General features: G+C 51.8%; 20 protein-coding genes. 6 read left to right on the top strand and 14 right to left on the bottom strand.

The window, feature by feature from the left end; all coding sequences use genetic code 11:
• Window positions 1–9 precede the first annotated feature (9 nt).
• The 5 genes from V7051_RS15110 (at window position 10) to V7051_RS15130 (ending at window position 4,484) form a co-directional block, all read left to right on the top strand.
• On the top strand, window positions 10–924 hold the full coding sequence (locus V7051_RS15110) for a sugar phosphate isomerase/epimerase family protein (protein WP_333875435.1): 915 nt from the start codon (window positions 10–12) through the stop codon (window positions 922–924).
• Entirely contained in the window at window positions 908–1,183 is a 276-nt protein-coding gene (locus tag V7051_RS15115) for a NifU family protein (protein WP_333875437.1), read from the top strand. The genes V7051_RS15110 and V7051_RS15115 overlap by 17 nt, the downstream gene beginning before the upstream one ends.
• A gap of 43 nt (window positions 1,184–1,226) precedes the next feature.
• Entirely contained in the window at window positions 1,227–3,419 is a 2,193-nt protein-coding gene (locus V7051_RS15120) for a TonB-dependent receptor family protein (protein ID WP_333875439.1), read from the top strand.
• Between the two features lie 141 nt (window positions 3,420–3,560).
• On the top strand, window positions 3,561–3,755 hold the full coding sequence (locus V7051_RS15125; RefSeq protein WP_333875465.1) for a 4Fe-4S dicluster domain-containing protein: 195 nt from the start codon (window positions 3,561–3,563) through the stop codon (window positions 3,753–3,755).
• A 3-nt stretch (window positions 3,756–3,758) separates the two neighbouring features.
• Complete coding sequence (locus V7051_RS15130) at window positions 3,759–4,484, top strand: dinitrogenase iron-molybdenum cofactor N-terminal domain-containing protein (protein WP_333875441.1); 726 nt, start codon at window positions 3,759–3,761, stop codon at window positions 4,482–4,484.
• Window positions 4,485–4,756: 272 nt separating this feature from the next.
• Here the strand turns inward: V7051_RS15130 and nifA are convergent, their stop codons facing one another.
• The 11 genes from nifA to vnfD all read right to left on the bottom strand — a co-directional run bounded on the left by nifA (window position 4,757) and on the right by vnfD (window position 14,882).
• Complete coding sequence (gene nifA, locus V7051_RS15135) at window positions 4,757–6,349, bottom strand: nif-specific transcriptional activator NifA (protein WP_333875443.1); 1,593 nt, start codon at window positions 6,347–6,349, stop codon at window positions 4,757–4,759.
• A gap of 260 nt (window positions 6,350–6,609) precedes the next feature.
• Window positions 6,610–6,771, bottom strand: coding sequence for a Nif11-like leader peptide family natural product precursor (locus V7051_RS15140; RefSeq protein ID WP_333875445.1), 162 nt, complete (start codon window positions 6,769–6,771; stop codon window positions 6,610–6,612).
• A 78-nt stretch (window positions 6,772–6,849) separates the two neighbouring features.
• Window positions 6,850–7,698, bottom strand: coding sequence for a phosphonate ABC transporter, permease protein PhnE (gene phnE, locus V7051_RS15145; RefSeq protein WP_333875446.1), 849 nt, complete (start codon window positions 7,696–7,698; stop codon window positions 6,850–6,852).
• On the bottom strand, window positions 7,695–8,573 hold the full coding sequence (phnD, locus tag V7051_RS15150; RefSeq protein WP_333875447.1) for a phosphate/phosphite/phosphonate ABC transporter substrate-binding protein: 879 nt from the start codon (window positions 8,571–8,573) through the stop codon (window positions 7,695–7,697). The genes phnE and phnD overlap by 4 nt, the downstream gene beginning before the upstream one ends.
• A gap of 83 nt (window positions 8,574–8,656) precedes the next feature.
• Window positions 8,657–9,415, bottom strand: a complete 759-nt coding sequence (locus V7051_RS15155) for an ATP-binding cassette domain-containing protein (protein WP_333875449.1) — start codon at window positions 9,413–9,415, stop codon at window positions 8,657–8,659.
• Complete coding sequence (locus V7051_RS15160) at window positions 9,412–9,621, bottom strand: hypothetical protein (protein ID WP_333875450.1); 210 nt, start codon at window positions 9,619–9,621, stop codon at window positions 9,412–9,414. The genes V7051_RS15155 and V7051_RS15160 overlap by 4 nt, the downstream gene beginning before the upstream one ends.
• 24 nt (window positions 9,622–9,645) lie before the next feature.
• Window positions 9,646–10,218, bottom strand: coding sequence for a NifB/NifX family molybdenum-iron cluster-binding protein (locus tag V7051_RS15165; protein WP_333875452.1), 573 nt, complete (start codon window positions 10,216–10,218; stop codon window positions 9,646–9,648).
• Between the two features lie 254 nt (window positions 10,219–10,472).
• A complete protein-coding gene (locus tag V7051_RS15170) occupies window positions 10,473–11,366 on the bottom strand; it encodes a hypothetical protein (RefSeq protein ID WP_333875454.1) in 894 nt (297 codons plus the stop codon).
• 231 nt (window positions 11,367–11,597) lie between these two features.
• The gene (gene vnfK / locus V7051_RS15175) at window positions 11,598–13,019 is read right to left on the bottom strand and encodes a V-containing nitrogenase subunit beta (protein WP_333875456.1); all 1,422 of its coding nucleotides are present in this window, start codon (window positions 13,017–13,019) and stop codon (window positions 11,598–11,600) included.
• A 10-nt stretch (window positions 13,020–13,029) separates the two neighbouring features.
• Entirely contained in the window at window positions 13,030–13,383 is a 354-nt protein-coding gene (gene vnfG / locus V7051_RS15180; protein WP_333875457.1) for a V-containing nitrogenase subunit delta, read from the bottom strand.
• Complete coding sequence (gene vnfD / locus V7051_RS15185) at window positions 13,380–14,882, bottom strand: nitrogenase vanadium-iron protein, alpha chain (RefSeq protein ID WP_333875458.1); 1,503 nt, start codon at window positions 14,880–14,882, stop codon at window positions 13,380–13,382. Before vnfD ends, vnfG begins: the two co-directional genes overlap by 4 nt.
• A 464-nt stretch (window positions 14,883–15,346) precedes the next feature.
• Between vnfD and V7051_RS15190 the strand changes: the two genes are divergently transcribed.
• Entirely contained in the window at window positions 15,347–17,563 is a 2,217-nt protein-coding gene (locus V7051_RS15190) for an EAL domain-containing protein (protein WP_333875459.1), read from the top strand.
• Between the two features lie 319 nt (window positions 17,564–17,882).
• Here V7051_RS15190 and V7051_RS24695 read toward each other — a convergent pair whose 3' ends face one another.
• The 3 genes from V7051_RS24695 to V7051_RS15200 form a co-directional block, all read right to left on the bottom strand.
• Window positions 17,883–18,617: a methyl-accepting chemotaxis protein gene (locus V7051_RS24695; RefSeq protein ID WP_442919658.1), complete on the bottom strand. Its 735-nt coding sequence runs from the start codon at window positions 18,615–18,617 to the stop codon at window positions 17,883–17,885.
• Window positions 18,586–19,770, bottom strand: a complete 1,185-nt coding sequence (locus V7051_RS15195; RefSeq protein WP_442919659.1) for a HAMP domain-containing protein — start codon at window positions 19,768–19,770, stop codon at window positions 18,586–18,588. The genes V7051_RS24695 and V7051_RS15195 overlap by 32 nt, the downstream gene beginning before the upstream one ends.
• Before the next feature lie 134 nt (window positions 19,771–19,904).
• Window positions 19,905–21,077, bottom strand: a complete 1,173-nt coding sequence (locus V7051_RS15200) for an EAL domain-containing protein (protein WP_333875461.1) — start codon at window positions 21,075–21,077, stop codon at window positions 19,905–19,907.
• Window positions 21,078–21,375 lie beyond the last annotated feature (298 nt).

Raw genomic sequence — 21,375 nt, forward strand, 5'->3', positions numbered from 1 at the left:
AGTATGTAAATGAGACTAGCCGTATCGACTATAGCATTGCCTCAGAAAAATCAGGCCGCTTGGTTGCCGAAGATAGCCGAAATGGGTTTTGCCGGTGTGGAAGTGTCGCCTGCCTGGACTTGGGGGACGGGTTGCACCGGCCCAAGCAATGCCGAAGTAACAGCTTTCAGGCAGTCGGCACAACAGGCGGGTTTGGAAATCGTCGGCCTGCATTCGCTGTTGCAAGGACAAACCGGGATGGGGTTTTTCCAAGGCAGTCAAGCCCGGCAAAGCGCTGTTGAATTTGTAGTGCTTATGTCGCAAGTCTGTCGTGATCTTGGTGGACGCACGCTGGTATTGGGCGGCGAACGGTTTCGCGGCGATCTTGATGATCACTCGGCCTGGGCCGAATTGCTGAACTTTCTGGAGGGGGTGCTGCCGCGTATCGAAAACCACGGCACTTTGTTATGCCTGGATCCACTAGAGCCGGTAACGGCGGACTTTTGTCATCGGGCCGCCGATTGCAGGATGTTGATTGGTTATGTCGATCATCCCGCGTTGGGTTACCAGCTGGATTCGGCGGTCATCGCTGCAAACGGCGATGCGGGCCACACCACATTTGCCGCACTTCGCGGCAAACTGGATGTTTTCCATGTAGCCGAGCCTGACTTGCTAACTCTGGGTGCTTCGCAGCAAATCGACCATGCCGATTTTCGCAGGCATCTGGCATCCATCAGTTTCCGGGAGTGGCTATGCCTGCATCAACAGGCGGGAGCTGAACCGGCTAATGAACTTGAAAGCAGTCTGCGCGTACTGCGCCATTATTATTTACGACGCGATAATCTGAGCCTTGAGCGGCTGCGGCAAGAAGCGGCTGCCGTCAAGGCTACAGCGCAATTCATACCACAACCGATACAGGAGAAAACCCATGGAATCAGATTCTGACCCCATCCTAGACGCCACCGATTACAGCGACGCAGACATTTCATACGACTTGGTTGCCGCTACGGTCGAAACCCTTAGACCCGCAGTACAGCAGGATGGCGGCGACCTTGAACTGGTCAAGATCGAAGGTCTCAGGATCTTCATTAAACTCAGCGGCGCCTGCACCACCTGCACCCTGGCCGGGCAGACGCTCGGCGGGGTGCGGCGGAAACTGGTGGAAGTGCTGGGGATACCGGTCCGTGTCGTACCTGCGGTGTAAAACCTCGCAAGTCTTGCAGTGAATAAAATTTGGAGTTTTCGAGATGAATTTAGTCAGCACGCGTCTAACGGCTTTGATGTCTGCTTTGGTCGTCAGCAATAACCTCTACGCTGAAGAAACCATAGAACTGCCCGCTGTGGAAATAATAAGCCATGCGGATAGACTGAACAGTTTATCCGGTTCCGCCACAATTTTGGATCAGAAGACCCTGGACAGGGATCAGGTGTTCAATGTCAATGAAGCGTTACGCAAGGTACCCGGCGTCAATGTGCGCGATGAAGACGGCTTCGGGCTGCGGCCCAATATCGGCATACGCGGCATGAATCCGTTCCGTTCCACCAAAACCCTGTTTTTGGAAGACGGTTTGCCGCTCAACTTTGCGCCCTACGGCGATAACGACATTTATTATCACCCTCCGGTCGAACGTTATGAAGGCATTGAAGTCATGAAAGGCGCCGACCTGACCCAATACGGCCCGCAGACGCTGAGCGGGGCCATCAATTATTTGACCCCGCAAATAACGCGCAAGCCTGGCGGTTTCGCCAGTTTTACCGGCGGCAACCGGGATTACCTGAACGGGCATATGCGCTATGGCGGCATGGTGGACAAATTCGGCGGCATGGTCGATTACATTCACAAAGAAGGCGACGGTTCGCGCGATAATACTTTCGCCAAACTGGATGACGTCAATCTCAAAGGCGTCATCGATATTAATGCGCGTCATGCATTAATCTTTCGCGGCGATTTTTACCGGGAAGATTCGCAAGCGACGTTCGGCCTGACTGAAGCCGAATACCGCAATTTCGGCCCGCGTTACAATCCTTTTAAAAACGACCGTTTTACGACCCAGCGCTGGGCGACTTCGGCCACTCATGAATATCATGTCAACGACGATGTGACCTTGTCGACGAGTTTTTACTGGTCGGCGTTTCATCGCGACTGGTGGCGGCAGATGAACCAGCAGCCGACCGATAACCAGTGCGGCAGCGGCTTTCGTGACGCTCGCCTGAACGGCGCGGTCGTGGATGTCGATAGCTGTAATTTTACGCGCGGCCGTCTGCGCGATTACGAAGCTTGGGGCATCGCGCCGACATTACATGCCAAACACGCGTTGTTCGGCGTCGACAGCGAACTGGATGCGGGTTTTCGCGCCCATTTCGAGAATCAATACCGGTTGACCGAGGACGGCAATACTCCGACCGCCAGAACCGGGACCCTCATTGAAAACAACGACCGTTTTGCCGATGCCTACGCAGGTTTTGTGCAGAACAAATTCATCCTCGGCCAATGGACCGCCACGCCCGGCGTCAGAGTGGAATCGATCAGTTACCGGCGCGATAACAAGCTGCCCGGACAGCAGGCCGTCGGCGCTAACGACATGACTGAAGCCTTGCCGTCGTTTGCATTGACTTACAGCCCGCTAAAACAGGCAACGCTGTTTTTTGGCATGCATCGCGGTTTTGCACCGCCGCGCGTTGAAGACAGCGTTTACAACAACGGCAACAGCGTCGAAATCGGACCGGAAAAAAGCTGGAATTACGAAGTCGGCGTGCGCAGCAAACCGGCCCGCGGAGTAAAAACCGATTTGACTTTCTTTCACAATGATTACCAGGCCTTGACCGTACTCGGTACGGTTGGCGGTAACGATACGCCGGTGGCGCAAGGCAGGGCCTTGTTTCAGGGTATCGAATTCATGAATCGGCTGGATGCTGCCGAATTGTTTAATGGGTCGCATAATCCTTATCTGCAAATCACTTATACCTGGTTGCCCACTGCCGAAACCACCTCGGCGTTTCACTGTTTGCCGCTGTCCGACGGTTCGGTATCGCCACTGTGTCCGGGTGGCAATGTGTACGGTTCGGGACCCGGCAAGCGTTCGCCTTATGCCCCCGAACATTTGCTGACGGCGACGGTGGGCTATGCGCATTCGAACGGCTTTGACATACATCTTGAAACGGTCTTCGTCGGCGAACAGTTCAGCGATTTTATGAATTTGGCATCCGGCGCCGATCACCCTAACGGCCCGAACAGTATTGAAGCCCTATCGGGCCAATACGGCAAAATCAACGGTTATGCGATAGTCAACTTTGCGAGTTCTTATCAAGTATATAAAAGCCTTAACCTGCACGTATCGATAAAAAACCTATTGGATAATCAATATATTGCGGATCGCGTCCGGGGCATCCTTCCCGGTTCGCCGAGACTGGTTCAAGCGGGGTTCAAGTATGAATTCTGAATTATTCCGCAGCCGGTTTTCGCCGGTTTGTTGGTTAACCTCGTTCCCGCACGCGGGAACGAGAAAACAGAGTAACAGGCAATCAGCGTATTGCCCTAAAACGGCAGTCAAGTCGGCTGTCAAGGAGCAGGTAACATGGCTATGATTATTAACGGTGACGAATGCACAGCTTGCGGTGATTGTGAAACGGTTTGCCCGTCACACGCTATCAGCATCCGGAGCGGGGTTTTCAGGATAGACGCGGTAAGCTGTACCGAATGCGAGGGTGATTTCGACGAACCGCAGTGTCTCTCTGTGTGTCCGATAGATTACTGCATCCAGTTTTTGGAGGATTAAATTATGGCAGCGAAACAACTGTCTGACGAATTGGCGCTCCGCATCGGTGTGGCCGCCCGTTGCCTGCCGGGTGTGGATGTTCCGCAACTGGTCGCGGCTCTGGCGGATGAACTGGGCATGCCCATCACTGCGGGCAAGCTCCAGCGCTTGACGCTTCCGGCTTATAGAAGTGCGCTAGGCAAGATGCCCGAAAAATATCTTGCTCAGTCGCTGTCTTATCTCAATGGCAAGACATCCATCCAGGTGCTCGATACGCCCGCGCCCAGTATCGAATCCGGCGGCAACGGCGATATGGTCAATTCCTTGCGGGTGGCAGTTGCCTCGGATGACGGCGAACGTCTTGACGGTGACTTTATGACCTCAAGACGCTTCCTGATCTATCAAGTCTCGTCTACAGAACTCCGCCTGGTAGCCGTGCGGGAAAACACCGGCGGCGACAGCCGCAATGATAGAAGACAGATGCGTCTACGCCACATAGCCGATTGCCTCATGGTGTATGCCAAATCGATTAGTACGCCTGTTAGTGCATCATTGGTCGCTGCCGGTGTCCATCCTGTCAGTGTTCCTAAGTCCACACCGGCTCGTGTAGCCTTGGCCGGATTACAGCAAACTTTGGAAAGACATCCTCCTCCATGGCTGGCCAAGGCGGCAGGACTGGCCTGTTGCATACCTCGGCATGGGCGGGAGGTAAGTCTGCTCCCTAAACTGCTACGGATTCACCGATTGTAACTATTCTGACCCCGACCATATTTAGACCTTCCAGATTTTTAAAACCTGGAAAGTCTTGGCGTAACAATATATTTTTCAATAGGATGATTTAGCCATAAAATTCTAAACAAACCGTTTAATGACTAAGCCAGCCGTATGGAGCTAATGGGCCTGAATACTTAAGCCACTGTTAGTCTTTTGCCTTTCGTATTACTCTTGATAACAAGATGGCTAAGTTCTTTATATTTCAGTTTATCAGTGTTTATCAGTGTAAATCTGTGCCTGAATAGTTACTAAATATGTTTTATCTGGATATTCAATATTTTCACCCGGTAAGAGAGTTTTCTGGGGGTCATATTGAGTAGCCGGGCAGCTTTGGCTAGCACCCAACCAGCCCGTTCCAGAGCAGCAATAAGCTGCTCCCGTTCATCCATACCTTCCGTATTGAATTCGGCTTTGTCGACGGCTAACGAAACGGGGCGTTGATTCTGCGCCAAGCCGGCCATAGCGATGGCTTCGCGATTGATGATGCCGTTATGGCTTATGATACTGGCTCGTTCCAGCGTGTTTTCCAATTCGCGCACATTGCCCGGCCAGTCATGGCGCATTAGAAGGCGAATCGCACTGTCCTTGATTTCCAGCTGGCGCCCTCCCTGCCGATTGGAAATGCGGGTAAGGAATACTTGGGCAAGTTCGGGGATATCTTCGAGTCGTTCGCGTAGTGACGGCATGCTGATAGGCATGACGTTGAGGCGGTAATACAAATCTTCTCTAAAGTCACCCTGTTGCACTGCTTGTTCCAAATTGCGGTTGGTAGCGGCAATAATACGAACCTGTACTTTCAAGGTCCGGCTGCTGCCGATCCGGTCGAACTCTCCGTCCTGCAGTACCCGCAAGAGTTTAGTCTGAAAGGCAACGGAGATTTCACCGATTTCGTCGAGAAAGATCGTGCCGTGGTTAGCTAACTCGAAACGGCCTTTATGTTCGCTCAAGGCGCCCGAAAACGCCCCTTTTTCATGGCCGAACAACTCGGACTCCAGCAAGTTGTCGGCCAGGGCCGAGCAATTCAGTTTAATGAACGGCCCGTCGGCACAGGCGGAGTTGTAATGGATGGCGCCGGCGATAAGTTCTTTGCCCGTACCTGACTCTCCCCGGATCAGTACGGTAGTGTTCCATTTCGCCACCTGTCTCACTTGCTCGAAGATTTTCAGCATCACCGGCGTGTGGCCGGTGATGTGCTCAAAGCCATAGTTCTGGTGCAGACATTGTTTAAGCCTGTCCCGTTCTTCGGTCAGCTGCCTTTGTTTTTGTTCCATAGTCCGCAGCATTTCCACGCTTTCGGCGATGAGGTTGGCGACCATTTCCATAAATCGGGCGCGTTCACTCAAGCAATGACTGTCCATCAATTGTGCAGCCAATACGCCAACAATTGGGTCGCCGCCAAGCCTTATCGGTACGCCGATGAACGGTAGGGTTAGGTCGTACAAGCCCAGATTGCCAAGAAACCGGGGCTCGTCGGCGATACGTTCGACTACGATGGTATGACGGGCATCCGTAATAGCTCCTATCAGTCCTTCACCCGGTTCGCAGCGCATGGAATCCATGGCGGATAGGCTATTATGCGCACGCACAGCACAGATCGCCATCGCGTCGGTCTGCTGGTCACGCAAGGCTATTAGGCCGGAACGCATCCCAACCAGCTCATGGAGCAAGTCCAACACGCTTTGAAGTTTGTCGCGCAGACTTAGTGGGCTGTTCAATACGGTGCTGATTTGATAAATCGCTTCCAATTCCTGCTCAATGAGCCTGTTTCTGTCAAACCTGCTTGAATCATCAGGCCAGACTTCGATTTGTTGTTGTCGAGACTGAGCGCGTTTAGGCATCATTTCAGGCAACCTTGTTCTGAATCATAAACAGTGGTGTCCTTGAGTGAGTTTGAAATATAGCCTGGCACAAAAAGCGTTACGTCCGGCTATTCGGCAGGGGAGTTTTATAATGGAACACGGATGACAGTGATTGGACGGATTTAAACGGATTTACAGGAGTCGATGGATCAAATTCATTCATTGCCTTATCCATATCTATCGGTCTAAATCCGTGTCGCTCGCGCGCTATTTTTAACTACTAAGCATAGCTATAGAGCGGGTTAAAATTCCGGCGTAATTCCGTATTCGGCATAGATAGCGTCCCTTGCCTGGAGAAATTCCTGCCTGGAAAATTCGAACCCCTGTTCTTTGAGATACAGCCAGTTGGCTTGTTCATCTTCGCAGGCATTGATGGCGCTACGAAACGCCTCATCGCTGCGCATTTTTTGATATAGGCAATAGCGGATTCTACGGACATGTGTGATAACCTCGACATTGAATGGACAAAAGGTGTTAGCTGATCAGGCAGACACAACACCCAGTAAATGAGCACGGATACGAGCCCCGGCCAGGTTGATCAAGGTTACCAGCGCCAGTAACACAATGATCAAGGCTAGCGCTTCCCGATACTCGAAAAGATGAAAAGCGGTAACGATTTCAAGACCCAGCCCTCCGGCCCCGACGACACCAAGTGTAGTTGCCGCGCGGACATTGTGCTCCCAGCGATACAGGGTGACGTCGATCAACCGGGGCAGGATCTGCGGCCAGACGCAAAAGCGCAGCACACCGATTTCGGATACCCCCTGGCTGCGCAAAGCCGCCCCCGGAGCCGGATCCACATGTTCAAGAAGCTCGGCGCAGAATTTGCCTATCATGCCGGTGGAATGACAAGCCAGCGCAAAGATGCCGGGCAGGGGGCCGAATCCGACCGCAGCCACGAAGGCTATGCCCCAAACCAAACCGGGTATGGAGCGCAGGATATTCAACAACAGCAATACCGGGATGCGCAATACGGCGGGGCCGATACCGCGAGCCGCCAAGGCGCCCAGCGGTATTGCCGCCAACGCGCCGAGCACTGTGCCGACCACACTCATGGCGAGAGTATCCAGCAAGGGTTTGCCCCATTTTTGCCAGCGGCTGAAATCGGGCGGGAAAGCATCTCCGGCGAGCGTAATAAGGGTCGGCAAGGTATCGGCATAGCGTTTTGGATCAAGCGCCCCGGCATAGATGAATGCCGCTACAACGATGCCGAAAGCGACAATGCAGGCCGTCGACAGGCGCCAAGCTCGACGCCGACCCAGCATCAGTATCGCGGCCAGATCCGGGCCGATTTGTTTTGTTCGGGTCTCGATCATGGCGTCGGCGCTCATTTGACAATTGCCGCTGCATCCGGGTTTGCGTCTACAATCACATCGACCCAGTGGCGCACCTGATCCACATCCGAGTCGTCGGCAGGAATAAAGGATTGGGCCCGAAATACCTTAAGCGCTTCCGGGTCGGTGACATCGATAAAAGCCTTACGTATTTTCTTTTTGAAAGCAGGATCAAGACCGGGACGGAAAGTCCACATATACTCGGGTATTGCCGGCGATTCGGCCAGGACACGGACGCTGTCGGCTGCAATTTTGCCTTCCTTGAGCAAGCGTTGATAGATCGGCATCGACAAACCGCCTGCTGCCACCTTATGGTGAACAACTGCGAAGGCGACGGCATCGTGTGCCCCGAGCACGCGCAGTTCATAGTCACGGCCGGAAACCAGCCCGGCTTCGGCGAACATATAGCGCGGCACCCAGGTACCCGATGTGGAAGCCGGGTCGCCGAAGGCGATGTCCTTGCCTTTCAAATCGGCAAGGCTGTGTGCCGGGCTATCGGTCGGAACAATGACCACGGCCTGGAATGTGGGGCCGACTAGATCATGGGACGGCCGGGCAAAGGGTTCCAGCTTGGCGCGCTTGGCTTGCAGGATATAGGTGACAGGGCCCAGATAGGCAATGTCGAGACGTCCGAAGCGCAACGCTTCGCCAGTCGCGGCATAATTGGCGCCCACCACCAGCTCGACAGGTAAGTCTAATTGTTTTTCCAGATAAGCGCGTAACGGTTCGTTAAGGCGCATGACTGTCGGTGCCGACTCACCGGGCAATAAGCCTATTACCAGCTTTTGCGGCCGGTTTTCGGCGGCATGAGTCGGCAACAGGCCATTCATGAGTGCCAGCAGGCAACATAGACGTAATAGAGTTTTAAACATGTTTAGCTCCTTGATTGAGAGTTGAAATTGGCAATGTGAGACCTACGATGTTTTTAAAACCTCGTAGGTCTGAATTCGGCAGCTTAATGAGAAGTTACCAAATGGGTTGCATTCGAGCCGCTGTACTGAAAAATCTGTTGTTGCTTTTCGGCATCGAAATCGGCAGGCGAACCGTCGAAAGCGATACTACCCGCCGCCAGCGCAATCACCTTGTCAGCCAGCAACAAGGCTATGTCAATCTGATGCATCACTAAAATCACCGTTACTCCGTCGCGCGTTGCCATTTGCCGCAAGGTGTCGCCCATTTGTTGCATCAAGGCAGGATCGACAGAGGCAAAAGGTTCGTCGCCGAGCAGCAGGGTGGGTTTTCTTATTAAGGCTCGGGCCACCCCGACCCGCTGCCGTTCGCCGCCGCTAAGGTTTGCAGTACGAGCGGCGAAGCGGTGTAAAAGACCGACGTCGTCAAGCGCCTTTGCTGCCCGGCAGCGCATGGTTTGCGGCCAAGGCAGCGGCGAGAGTGGATGGCGCAGATCTGCTAGACCCAGTAATACGTTATCAATCACGCTTAAACGGTCTATCAAGGCATGTTCCTGAAAGACCGTCGCTGTATGGCGACGAAATTCCCGCAGGCTTTCCCGTTTTTCCAGGGGTCTGACACCATCCATGGTGATTTGCCCCGACACAGGGCGAAGCAAACCATTCAGGGTTGCCAACAGGGTGGACTTGCCAACCCCTGAGGGCCCGACGATGGCGGTAATCTTGCTGTGCGGAATTTCGGCGGAAATATTGTGCAGCACTTCCATCGTGCCGCGCCGTACTGATACCTGTTCGAGTCTGATCATGACGATTTCCCTGAGGCGTTACCGCTCTCCCTTTCATAGGTTCGAAAGGCTTCCACAAGCTGGTCGAGAACCAGCGCGGCGGATTCGAACATTACTTTGAATAAAGGCTCGTCTACACCGTCCGCATCGCGGCGCAGATGCTCGGCAGCTCCTTCAAGACGACTGTACATTTTACGAACGTGATAGATGGGATCTGGATCAGGCATGAGGTAGACCTCCAAACTGCAAATTTAAGTAATCGAAGAACGTGCTGGATGCACATCGTTCGAGTGGACGTTCTCAATGGAAATCGGTTCACGGGACACGGTATCCTCTTTACTGTCGTCTTCATTGTCCTTGTCCAGCAAATAATCGCTATTGCGCGGTCCACCCATGGCCTTGCGTAACCAAAGCGGCGGACGGCCGCTCATCATGCGTTGCAGATAAGCAATGACTTCATCGATATCGCGGCCTGCTTCCATCTTGACCGGAAATACATTGGCATCACGCAGTTTCACCGCCGCCACATCACTGAGACCTTTGGTAAACACGACATGACAGTCCTTAATAGCTTCGACGCGCGGCGTAATCCGATCTCCGCCGGCGTTTAAGGCTTCATCCTCCATCCAGCAGGTGCCGCCGTTTTTGGCGCTGCCTTTATGCTCGCCGGCATCGCCGCCGGAAAATCGGATTACATCGATAAACTCGCTGCTGTTGTGGCTAACGTCATAGAAAACGATTTGCTTGGCGAGTGCGAAAGCACAGTCGACCTTGGTAAGACTGTTACTGGTTAAAGCAATTTTTACGTGACCGGGTTCAGACATTGGAGTTTCCTTTTAATAGTGTGGTAATCAGGGCTTGTTTAAACGTAACTATTCAGCGAATTGGAAAATCCGCAAACCGCTGAGGTCTTGCCCCCCTCTCCTTTGAGGGAGAGGGCTGGGGAGAGGAGAATTAAAACAACTATTTATATCCCCCTCATCCCAACCTTCTCCCTCAAGGGAGAAGACGTCGGTACTTGTGTCGATACCTATGCTCCCGATGGGGAGGAATGTTGAGTAGCCATGTTTAAACTTGTTCATGTCATCGGCAAGCCGATAACCATCGTTTCCCGTCCGAAACGCTGACGAAACTCGGGCGGCAATTCGGTACGGTACGGCTCCCGCACTTGCCAGCCAGCCAGATCGGTCTCCGGCAGATAGCCGTCTTTCAGGGCTTCCACAGGCACTATGTGCAATACATCCTTAATGACCACGAAAAAATCTATCGGATAACGCACCGGATCAGCATACAGGGGGCCGATATCGAAACGGTAACGGCCATCGTTAAATTCGTAGCGGGGGTTATCGCAGTCGAGGCGAAAATGCCGGTTAAAAAAACCGCGCGGCCTGAACTGATAAAGCACCCGATCCTGGTCGGCGAACTTGCGCACTTCGGCGACGATGTCGAGAAAATATTGCAGCAACTGCAACTCGACATAAGACTCGCCATAAGGTTGGCGAAAAGAGTCCAGATAGGCGTAGACAAAAGACTCGATCAGCCCGAGTCCGACCGGGGTGATATTGAGCGACAAGGCGCAACGCTTGAAGGTACAGGACATTCTTATCAAGCCCTCGCTAACGTCGATATGACCGTCGCGGTGTATGGCGGAGATTCTGAATACCCTGAGAATCCGGTAAATCTCGGCAACCATTTTTTCGGTTGTCGTCGCTCGGGGCAGGGCCAGATACTTTTGCCAGGATGACAGTTCTTCCATGAGTTCTGCGTCCTTGTTCACCAGAAAAGACTCCAGCAACATCGAGGCGGCATGCAGGCTCAAGCTACAGGCGAATTCTTCCTTGTCTGGCGTAGCTACAGAAAACGGCAGCTTCTTCCGCTTGGTGTACAACTCGATCTGCCTGTATTCGGGCAGCGACCAGGCCGATCCGAAATGCAGCCGGTTTTCCGTCAAAAGAGTATTAAGTGCTTTCATATCCAGTCACAGTTTAGCTATATGGGGTAACTACTCGGCACCATTAAATACAATGGAACCTGTGTGGGCCGGGGTTTGCAACCCCGGCCCTAACGTTTTGAATAATACTTGCGCCAAACATTTCGGATGGGGTCACAAACCCCGTCCGGCGTTAGTTCGCGGCGCAGCGCGCCTAGCCCTGCGTTCCCATGCAGCGCGTGGGAACGAGACCGCGAGACCTCTAATCGCCGCTTACCAAGTATTAAGAATCCACTCTTTGTCCTTGTTATATTCCATATGAGCAAACAGCGCGTTGGCGATAGCCTCGCCCAACTCCATCGCGCCTTTGTAACCCACCGTCGGTTTACGGTACAGGCCCGCCCGGTCGAAGGTCGGGAATCCGACCCGAACCATCGGGATATTGTTATAAATCGCGATGTAGCGACCTTTTGAATGGCCCATGATCAGGTCAAGCTTGAGATCCTCCTTGGTAATCCGCTTTTCAAGATCCCACAAGTCGGCGTTGTGGATGACTTCCATATTGAAATGCACCTTGTCCTGTAAAGCCTTTAAACGGGGGTCTTTCTTGTACTTTTTGCCCTGATCGTCGCCAATCAGCAGCAGCACCGGCTCCAATTCCACTTCCAGACAAAATTCGGCAAGACCGATAACCAGATCCGGGTGACCGTAGATAGCCACCTTTTTGTTGGCGAAGAACATGTGGGCCAGATCGGCCAATGCGTCCAAAGCGATACCGCGTTCATGCACCAACGACTCAGGAATTTCCTTGCCGGTGATTTCACTGATCTTGCGCAGCATGTCATCGGTATTTTGGATGCCGTAAGGCGTGCTGACCAAGTGCTGGGGCACTTGGAACTCCGCTTGTAGATAATCCCCGGCGATGGCGCCCTCATAGCGAGCCAAAGACAGTGTGGCGCTGGCGTTGGCGCTATCCTGCAAATCTTCGACGGTGGTGCGTCCCATCGGCAGGATGGATTTGTCCGGCATCATCGGCGAGTCGAAATGTTCGGTATCCATGAAAAAAGTCGCATCGACGCCCATCTCTTTCATATAGTGCTTGAGCAGCGTCAGGTCGCCCGGGTTGACCCAGCCGGGGAAAACATTCAGCTTACCGGTAGGCTCGCCCTTTTTGGCGACGGTTTTTACGATCGACTTGACGCACTCGCTGTAACCGGTGACTTGGCTGCCTTTGAAACTCGGCGTATGTACCGGCGCCAGATAAATCTGGCGGTCGGGAAATTCCGCCTTGAGCTGCTTATCCAAAACCCGGATGCATTTTTCAATATCGTCGCCGATCACCTCCGTCGAGCAGGTAGTGATGATCGGGACGACGCGCAGATTGGGATAGCGCCGGGCCAGCACCATTACGCCTTCCTCGACCCGTCCGGCCCCGCCGAATACCGCGGACTCCTCGTGCAGGGAGGTCGAGGCGATATCGAAATTCTCCTTGAAATGCTGGGCGAACAGCAGGCGTACAAACATGCTGCAACCTTGTCCGCCGTGAACCAGCGGAATACAATCGGTGACGCCTATGCCGGCGTATTGAGCGCCGGCCGGTTGGCAGTCATACATAGGGTTGATGACGCCGTCCCTATCTTTGGCGACCAGTTTAAATTCGGCCTCTGGTTTTTCGGCCACTTCACATGCAGTCATAAATAATTCCTCAATACAGACGGTGGTTAAGTTCGCGGTTATGCGATTGGGTAATCGCTATATCCACCAGACGTTTTTTCAAACCGTCCATCAAGGCTTTGACTTCAGGTTCCAATACTTCTTTAATCCAGGGGTAGCGTTCTTGGCAATCGGCGACCAGGATTTTGGCTTCGGCGAAATGCAGTTTCTCCGTAGGCGTTTCTTTTGTCGGCTCCCGGCCGAGGATCAAGTCGGCGGCTTTCGCAAGCACGCCGTCTATGTTTTCCTGGCGGTCCCAAGTCCGTGAGGAGTATTGCCACAGACAACGTTCCTGCACGTAATTGAACAAGTCGCTGATTTTGCTTTCAGATTCCGTTATGTTCATGACACGGCCCTTTTCAGTGGTTCCTCAGCCGAGGTTGGGTTCGCATTATCGAAGAACCGCGGATAAACCGGATTGGCTTCCGCTCTGGAGTCTTGATCGGTCGTGTTGGATCCGGCAACGCGGATGTCGATACCGGCCAAATGCTTCAGCGGGTTATGGACGGCGTTGTACATATCGCGGGCCAGATTCACGAAGCCTTCGAAACCCATGTAAGGGCCGTTGTGGTAAGCGTGGCCGTTGACGTAAGGGATATGCAGTTTTTTCACTAGCTCGCCAACTCGCGGACCGGTGAAGATCACGTCCGGTTTGACCAAGTCGATAATTTCGAAAAACTCCAGTTCGTTGCCGTCGTCGACGTAATAAGTACCTTCACGGCCTCTGGCGATGACTTTTTCAAAATCTTCTTCGTGGCCGAATTTTGACGACATGGCGACGACGTGAACACCCAGATCGTCTTCCACTGATTTGGTCCAGTGCCACAAGCGAGGGCCGCCGGTCCAGATGGCCATTTTTTTGCCGGCCAAACGTTCCTTGTACCAATCCAGCTTAGGCTTCCAAATCTCGAATTCCTCGGCGATCAATTGCTCGCCGCGTTCCTCGATACCGAAGAATGCGCATATTTTTCGGATGCCTTCAGCCATGTAATTGAAGCCCCAGGAATCGATGTCGAGGCGTGGGATGCCGTACTGTTTTTTCAATTCGTTGGCGATATAGCCGGAGGAACGGGCACAGTTGACGACATTGAGTTGGGCTCGGTGCATCTTGCGTAAATCATCGTAATTGGCGTTACCGGTGAAATGGCCTATCACCTGAATGCCGAGCCTGTCCCAATAAGTCTGCAACAGTTGGGTATCGCCCTGGATATTGAAGTCGCCGATAAAATTCATCGTGTAATCGCTGGTGATCTCAGGTTCCAGGGTGCCGACTTTTTCGTTAATCCAGCCGATGTTCAGGACATGATGGCCTTTGGATTGGGAAACGCCGGAAAAGCCGGGGCATTCGACCGTGAATACGTCCACGTCGGGTCTCTCACGCATGACTTTTTTGGCTACGGCCTTGACGTCGTCGCCGATCAGCGCCGTAGGGCAGGTGGTGTAGACGATCATCCGCTTGATCTCCGGCATTTCGTCGAAAGCCTCGTTCATGCTTTTTTCCAAACGCTTCTCGCCGCCGAAGACGATTTGGCTCTCTTTCATATCGGTAGACCACACGTATTTCATATTGAAGTGGCCGTTGTCGGTCGGATAACGTTTGGTGTGCCAGGTGTCGTAAGCGCAGCCGATGGGGCCGTGGATCATCTGGATGGTATCTTTCAGTACGCCGCCGATAACCAGCTTGGCGCCGCAAAACGCACAACCCCGCTCGGACAAGGTACCCGGAATGGTTGCCGCATTGGAGATCGGCAAATATTCCCGGGTGTCTTCATCGGGGGCTTTAAGATAGATATGTTGTTCCCGTTCGGGGATAGCTGAGTCACAGCTAAGTAATACCATAGGCATGGTCGGTCTCCTGGGTTGATTTAAGGGCTTGCTCGCTTCTTCGGCAGATTTGTCGAAGCAGTTGATAAGTGAAGAGCATAGCCCGTGCCAATTCACTGCAACGGTGCTTGTTGCATGGCTTGAAGAGGATTTATAGCGATACGCGATGGATCCGGGCCAAGCGTATCGTTCATGAATGTACGAATAGGCTGGATATGTTCATTTGTGTACAAATTAAGTCGTTGCTTAAAAGTTTTTTAGTTGTCTGTGGATTATTGAGACGTCATCCCTCCGGCTAGGTCGAAAGTTTTTGACTTTGTATTGCGGGATTGATATTGGGCACAGGAATTGCTGGCTACTGTTGTCTCCTCCAATTGGAATTTTCTTGGCCGAACCCGTTCGGCCAAGTGCATTGCCAATCGCATACCTCCGAATAGCTTTCGGCAAGAGGGTAAACAAACCGGCCAAGGTAAAACAAATTGATTATGTACCCACACTCTTCCCTGCTGACCGAGATTGGCATTGACGACGCCGAGATCGCTCATCGTCAATCCTTTCTGGCGTTCGACAACCGCGATGCCGACTTGCTCAAATCATTGCACGACATACTGGCGGAGCATCAGGAAAAACTGACCGATGTTTTCTATGAGCATCTGTTGCGTTTTCCCGAATTGCGTCCGCTATTGGGTGACGAAGTCAAGCTGGCACACCTGAAGCGTGCCCAGGCATCGTATTTCAGCCAATTGACCGAAGGCAGTTATAACCAATCCTATGTGGAGAACCGGCTGCATGTCGGCGTCGTGCATCAGCGTGTCGGATTGACGCCCAAGTGGTATATGAGCGCCTATTGCAAATACCTGAGCGGGGTCATACCCTTGGTGTTTGAGCACTACGCCGACGAACCGGAACGCGGACTTGATACCTGCCGTGCGTTGCTCAAAGTCATATTTTTCGATATGGGACTGGCACTGGACACCTACTTTCACGCCGAACACAAGGCGCTGATGCTGGCCCACAGTTACACCGAGCAAATAGTCAGCAATATGCCGATCGGTTTCATCGTACTGAATGCGCATGGGCAAATCCGGCTGGTAAACAATGCGGTGCTGCGCATGTTTAATCTGGACAGGGCAGGCGTTTGGCTAGGGCGGACGCTGGGGCAATATCTTGATCTTGCCGTGCTGGACGACAGGGTTTTCCAGGTGTTGAAAAGCGAAAAACATTGCAACGATTTTGAATTCGACCGTGCCGACGGCACTGCCAACCATACCTATCTTGCCGATATTTCGCTGGCCCAGATGGGTGGCGAGAAGGTCGTGCTGTTTATGGTGCAGGACATCACTCTGCGCAAACAATCGGAAGAAGAGGTTTACCGTCTTGCCTTTTACGATCCGCTCACCCATTTGCCCAATCGCCGTTTGCTGCATGAACGCCTGTTGCAAAGTATGTCGCTTAGTGTACGTAGCGGAAAGTATGATGCGTTGATGTTTCTCGATATGGATAACTTCAAGACCATTAACGATACCCATGGACACGATGTCGGCGATCTGCTGTTAAAGGAAGTGGCTCATCGCCTGACCCGCAATGTGCGGGAGGGCGATACTGTGGCGCGTTTGGGTGGCGACGAGTTCGTGGTGGCTCTGGAATCGTTGAGCGGCAGCCCGCATGAGGCCGCGGCCCAGTCCGAGACAGTCGCCGAGAAAATTCGCGCCGCGTTGAGCCAGCCGTACCGGCTTAACGATATCGAACACCACAGCTCGCCCAGCATCGGCGTCACATTGTTTCGAGGTCACCAAAACAGTTTGGACGAAGTGTTAAAGCAGGCCGATCTGGCCATGTACCAGGCCAAGGCAGACGGGCGCAACAGGGTCTGTTTCTTCGACCCGGCCATGCAGGCGGAGATGGAGAACCGCGCAAAGCTGGAAAAAGACCTGCGTGCATCGGTAAAACTGCAACAGTTGCAATTGTATTATCAAATGCAGGTAGACGATTGCGGCTGCATCATCGGTGCCGAAGCTTTGATACGTTGGCAGCATCCGCAACGCGGTATGGTTTCACCGGCTCAATTTATTCCGCTGGCGGAAGAAATCGGCATGATCATTCCGATCGGCGCTTGGGTGATTGAACAGGCGTGCAGCCAACTGAGGAGATGGGAGAGGGATCCTGTAATGCGCAAGATACAGGTTTCCGTCAATGTCAGCCCCAGGCAATTGAGTCAACCCTATTTCGTCGAGCAAGTTAAGAATGCTATCGAAGAAACCGGCATTCGGGCTTCTTGTCTTAAACTGGAGCTGACTGAAAGCTTCATCCTGAACGATGTGGAAGATGCCATCGAGAAAATGCAGGAACTTCGCGAGATAGGTATCAATTTCGCCATGGACGATTTCGGTATCGGTTACTCTTCGCTGTCCTATCTTAAACGCTTGCCGCTGGAGCAACTCAAGATCGACCAATCCTTTGTGCGCGATATCGCGCACGACAAGAACAGTAGCGTCATGGTGCGCACTATCATCAATATTGCCGGCAACTTCGGCTTGAAAGTTGTTGCAGAAGGCGTCGAGACGGACGAACAACTCGCCTTCCTCCGCCAGTACGGCTGCAGTATTTTTCAAGGATATTTGTTCGGCAAGCCTGTGCCGGCAGACGAATTTGAGGATATCTGCCGCTTTTCCAGCGCGGGAAGAGAACTCCAGTTTGCCTGAAAATCTTGGTTAGCCACGGGTTTACGCAAAGCTAAGCACGGATAAACCTGGAAAAATCAGTTGACCATCAAATGAATGTGGTCATGCTTCGATAAGGTCCTTCTGAGCGTAGCTGAAGCCTGTCATGAGCTTGTCGATGGGGCTCAGCAACCGGCTCAACTGTTTTTTAGAATAACATTTCTGTATCCCTCGTGGTTCTCAGATGGGCTAACGATTTACAGTTTGCTACCCATTTGAGAGTTTTCGTGGTTGGAATGATTTTTCCGTAATAAAAGGGATTAAAACTCTTCCCAATTGTCGTTATCGGCAAGCTGTAACTTTAGTTTCGGCGAGCCGCTAGGTGTTTTCCGGCACTTGTTCCTGTCAATGTTGTTTTCTTCGGTGCGGGCATCAGCTGAAGAAAACTGCCTGAATTACCCGTATTGTCGGCGACTCTAAAACTGTCCATAGTGGACACCAGGTTTTGCGCCTGTTCTTCCAGTGATTTCGCCGCCGCAGCTTGTCCCACCAAGGCGGCATTTTGTTGGGTTACTTCGTCCATTTGCGCGATAGCTTGATTAACCTGTTCTATACCGGAACTTTGTTCAGCCGAAGCGGCGGTGATCTCAGTCATTATGTTGGTAACGCCATGGATGGAGCTGACTATTCCTTCCATGGTCTGACCTGCCTGGGCTACCAGTTTACTGCCTATCAAGACCTTGTTTACCGAATCAGTAATCAGGGTTTTAATTTCTCCTGCTGCAGTCGAGGCACGTTGTGCAAGATTGCGCACTTCTACTGCGACAACAGCAAAGCCTCGTCCTTGTTCGCCGGCGCGGGCCGCTTCTACTGCGGCATTGAGAGCGAGAATGTTGGTCTGGAACGCGATGTCGTCAATCACCGAAATAATGTCCCCGATTTTGTGTGAAGATTCGTTGATTTCATTCATGGTATTGACGACCTGATCGACCACTTCAACACCTTTGCCTGCTATGTCCGAGGCATCAACCGCGAGCCGGTTGGCATGTTGGGCATGAGCCGCATTATGCTGTACGGTGGAGGTCAGCTCCTCCATGCTGGCCGCACTCATTGATGACCGGGTTGGCTATCACCACCATCGAACGGCCGCCTACCTGCATGCCGGCCTCATGAGTGCCGGTCAGGGCGGTAAGCATTCTTGCCTGATGCGCAGGGTTTTCATGAAAACCGTCCATGTTGGTGCCGACCAGCTTATCGACAGAAAATTTCGGCAATTGCCGGTTGATTTCAGCTTCGGCCTTGCCGAGTATATTGATTGCCGATTTATTGGCGTAAACGATATTGCGGTCGTTATCGGCAATCAAGACCCCGGTGCTGACGTTGTCCAGCGCAATCTTGACACGCAGGGTTTCGTCAACTGCTTTGTGTTCCTCCGTAACGCGTGCTAACAGTTGTTGTTGCATGGTATTCATGGCGCGCAGCAGGTCCCCGATCTCATTTTTTTGCCGAGTGTCGATACGGGAGTTCAGATTACCCTTTGCAATGGCTCCGGCTACCTGTTGGACTGTTTTGAGCGAACGTAAAATGCCGCGGCTGATCAATATGGTCAATGCTACAGCCATTGCAACGCTGAATGCGAAAATGCCGGTAAGGACGGCTTTGTAGTCATGGGTTGTACTGAGCGCCTGTGCCTCATCGTCTACGTTGCGAGCCCTTATAAGCTTTACTGCCTCATCAATGGCTGCGCGATGCTCTTCATAGGCGCGGCGCATTTTTTGAAGGCTGGTCTGCGAACGGTTACGCTCCGCACTTTGAATGATAGGCAAAAAATTCTGCTCGGCTTCATCGTAAAAGGTTTGTGCAGCTCGATAAGAACGCTCTACCAAAGGAATACGTAGCTCTTGTTCCAAAGACTGATTTAACCAATGGCTATGACGGGACTCGTATTCCGTTTTCAGCATCTGAAAACGCGTCACCAAAGCCCCGATTTCGGCAGGGTCAGTGCTTTGGATCAATTGCAGCGCCACCAGATAGGATTCGATGATGTATTCGGGCGGAGGCAGGATATCGGCAATAATATCTTTATCCTGAATGATGCGTTGGTAAACCGGGCTATTAACGTTAAGTGTATTCATTGCCTTGAAGGCGGCTAAACCGAACACTGAGAAACCGATGATCAGGGTGCTCAAAATGATCGCAAAACGCATTTTGATCGTTAACTGACTGGAGTTTTTCATATCATTTTGCATGATGTCTTTTCCTTATTTTGGATGGTGACTGTTTGGAGTTAACCGGTTCGGACAGAGTTCATGAGATAGGCATGGTGCGCATACGTGTCCTGCCTGGATTTTGCTGGCCGGTTCGAATTATGGAATACCTGAATTCATGCCCATTCCGCAGCTATATCAATTAATAAAATACTCTGCTCGTCCAGCCTAATTGACAGGGTTTTACAAAGCATATCGGTATTAAAATCCCGATAATGTTCCGATGTTACAATGCGATAACTGTCTTTTACCGATTCCAGCGCCAACAATTGGTAAAAATAAGGCCGCCATGCCCAGTTAAAGCCAAACTGCGTATCGTCTTCAAACCACTTGCCGTCAGCAAAATTAAAATTGGACGAAATTTGGTCGCCTTCGTTGTTACATAAATAGAACCGTAGAATGCCGCTGTCTTTGAAAGGATGTGCTGCTAAGTGACTGAAGTTGAAGTCGGCTTTCAGGTTTGTTTTAAGGCGTTCGATCAAGTGCTTAATGTTGGCTATAAACTGAATCTTTTGTTTTTCTTTGATCAAGGCTTTGTTCAGGAAGTCCTTTCTTAGCGAACTGATTTGTTGTTGATACTGCAGCGGCTTTTTAAACGTTGCCGTAGCGGGCGAAAACAAGTAGCCCTGCAGATATTGCGCTCCGCAACTCAAGCCGAAATGGAAGTCTTCAGCAGTTTCCACACCCTCACAAACAATGCGGCAACCGGTGCATTCCGCCAGACGCGATAGCAAGCACACGACATCACTGGCAATACCGCCTTTGGTAGCATTCTGAAATAACTTCATATCCAGTTTAATGATGTCGGGCTGTATGGCCATGACTCTTTCCAGTTGGGAAAAGCCGGCGCCGAAATCATCAATCGCTATTTTCAAACCGTGTCTACGATATACGCCGGCAATTTCAACGAGCTTGTCCAGATCGCCTTTTGATTCGGTTATTTCAATAATAATGCGGCTTCTATCAATATTAAACTCGTCCAGCATCATCAAGGTCGGTAATGAATTAAAGTCAGTGAGCTGGTCGATCCAGGCGGCTGAGATATTGATGGTTAGATAACCGTTGAAGTTTGTTTGGCTGAATTGCGCCAGCGCCAGCCTCCGAATCATGCGATCCCATGTTATCAATTGCTCGACAGCAATATCCGGTGAAGAAAATAATGCGCCGGCCGAAATAACTCGACCGTTTGCATCATGTTGCCGGGCTAATGCTTCATAACCGATGATGTTGCCACAGGCAGCGCCAACAATAGGTTGAAAATAAGGAAATAGTTTGTTTTCTTTATTCATGTCGATATGAGCTATTTAAGCGGTTCGCTGCTGGATCCGCCTTTATTAGTTTTCAACGTGGACTTAATGTATGTTCAGCAATAATAATGCCAAGTTATATTGGCAGAGTGTGGGTTTTATTAGCCGATTTAAACGGTATCGTTTTTATCAAGTGCGCAATTACAACTGTAGATCATTAATTTGCGCAATTTTTCAAGGCGTTGTAGAGAGATTTAGTCCTTATGAGGCATGAACGGAGCGTTTCTAGTAGTCAGTCATATTGAAGCGAAGCGATAATTTGTGATATAGCTATTGGCTT

Source organism: Methylobacter sp., assembly GCF_036845245.1.
GTDB lineage: Bacteria > Pseudomonadota > Gammaproteobacteria > Methylococcales > Methylomonadaceae > Methylobacter_A.

What these genes read in the sequence shown, in the direction of transcription:
- V7051_RS15170 (WP_333875454.1), bottom strand. Translation starts at nt 11,366, where the DNA reads ATGAAAGCACTTAATACTCTTTTGACGGAAAACCGGCTGCATTTCGGA.
- V7051_RS15115 (WP_333875437.1), top strand. Translation starts at nt 908, where the DNA reads ATGGAATCAGATTCTGACCCCATCCTAGACGCCACCGATTACAGCGAC.
- vnfK (WP_333875456.1), bottom strand. Translation starts at nt 13,019, where the DNA reads ATGACTGCATGTGAAGTGGCCGAAAAACCAGAGGCCGAATTTAAACTG.
- V7051_RS15190 (WP_333875459.1), top strand. Translation starts at nt 15,347, where the DNA reads ATGTACCCACACTCTTCCCTGCTGACCGAGATTGGCATTGACGACGCC.
- V7051_RS15125 (WP_333875465.1), top strand. Translation starts at nt 3,561, where the DNA reads ATGATTATTAACGGTGACGAATGCACAGCTTGCGGTGATTGTGAAACG.
- vnfD (WP_333875458.1), bottom strand. Translation starts at nt 14,882, where the DNA reads ATGCCTATGGTATTACTTAGCTGTGACTCAGCTATCCCCGAACGGGAA.
- V7051_RS15155 (WP_333875449.1), bottom strand. Translation starts at nt 9,415, where the DNA reads ATGATCAGACTCGAACAGGTATCAGTACGGCGCGGCACGATGGAAGTG.
- V7051_RS24695 (WP_442919658.1), bottom strand. Translation starts at nt 18,617, where the DNA reads ATGGAGGAGCTGACCTCCACCGTACAGCATAATGCGGCTCATGCCCAA.
- V7051_RS15195 (WP_442919659.1), bottom strand. Translation starts at nt 19,770, where the DNA reads ATGCAAAATGATATGAAAAACTCCAGTCAGTTAACGATCAAAATGCGT.
- vnfG (WP_333875457.1), bottom strand. Translation starts at nt 13,383, where the DNA reads ATGAACATAACGGAATCTGAAAGCAAAATCAGCGACTTGTTCAATTAC.
- phnD (WP_333875447.1), bottom strand. Translation starts at nt 8,573, where the DNA reads ATGTTTAAAACTCTATTACGTCTATGTTGCCTGCTGGCACTCATGAAT.
- V7051_RS15140 (WP_333875445.1), bottom strand. Translation starts at nt 6,771, where the DNA reads ATGCGCAGCGATGAGGCGTTTCGTAGCGCCATCAATGCCTGCGAAGAT.
- V7051_RS15120 (WP_333875439.1), top strand. Translation starts at nt 1,227, where the DNA reads ATGAATTTAGTCAGCACGCGTCTAACGGCTTTGATGTCTGCTTTGGTC.
- V7051_RS15130 (WP_333875441.1), top strand. Translation starts at nt 3,759, where the DNA reads ATGGCAGCGAAACAACTGTCTGACGAATTGGCGCTCCGCATCGGTGTG.
- V7051_RS15165 (WP_333875452.1), bottom strand. Translation starts at nt 10,218, where the DNA reads ATGTCTGAACCCGGTCACGTAAAAATTGCTTTAACCAGTAACAGTCTT.
- nifA (WP_333875443.1), bottom strand. Translation starts at nt 6,349, where the DNA reads ATGATGCCTAAACGCGCTCAGTCTCGACAACAACAAATCGAAGTCTGG.
- V7051_RS15160 (WP_333875450.1), bottom strand. Translation starts at nt 9,621, where the DNA reads ATGCCTGATCCAGATCCCATCTATCACGTTCGTAAAATGTACAGTCGT.
- V7051_RS15200 (WP_333875461.1), bottom strand. Translation starts at nt 21,077, where the DNA reads ATGAATAAAGAAAACAAACTATTTCCTTATTTTCAACCTATTGTTGGC.
- phnE (WP_333875446.1), bottom strand. Translation starts at nt 7,698, where the DNA reads ATGAGCGCCGACGCCATGATCGAGACCCGAACAAAACAAATCGGCCCG.
- V7051_RS15110 (WP_333875435.1), top strand. Translation starts at nt 10, where the DNA reads ATGAGACTAGCCGTATCGACTATAGCATTGCCTCAGAAAAATCAGGCC.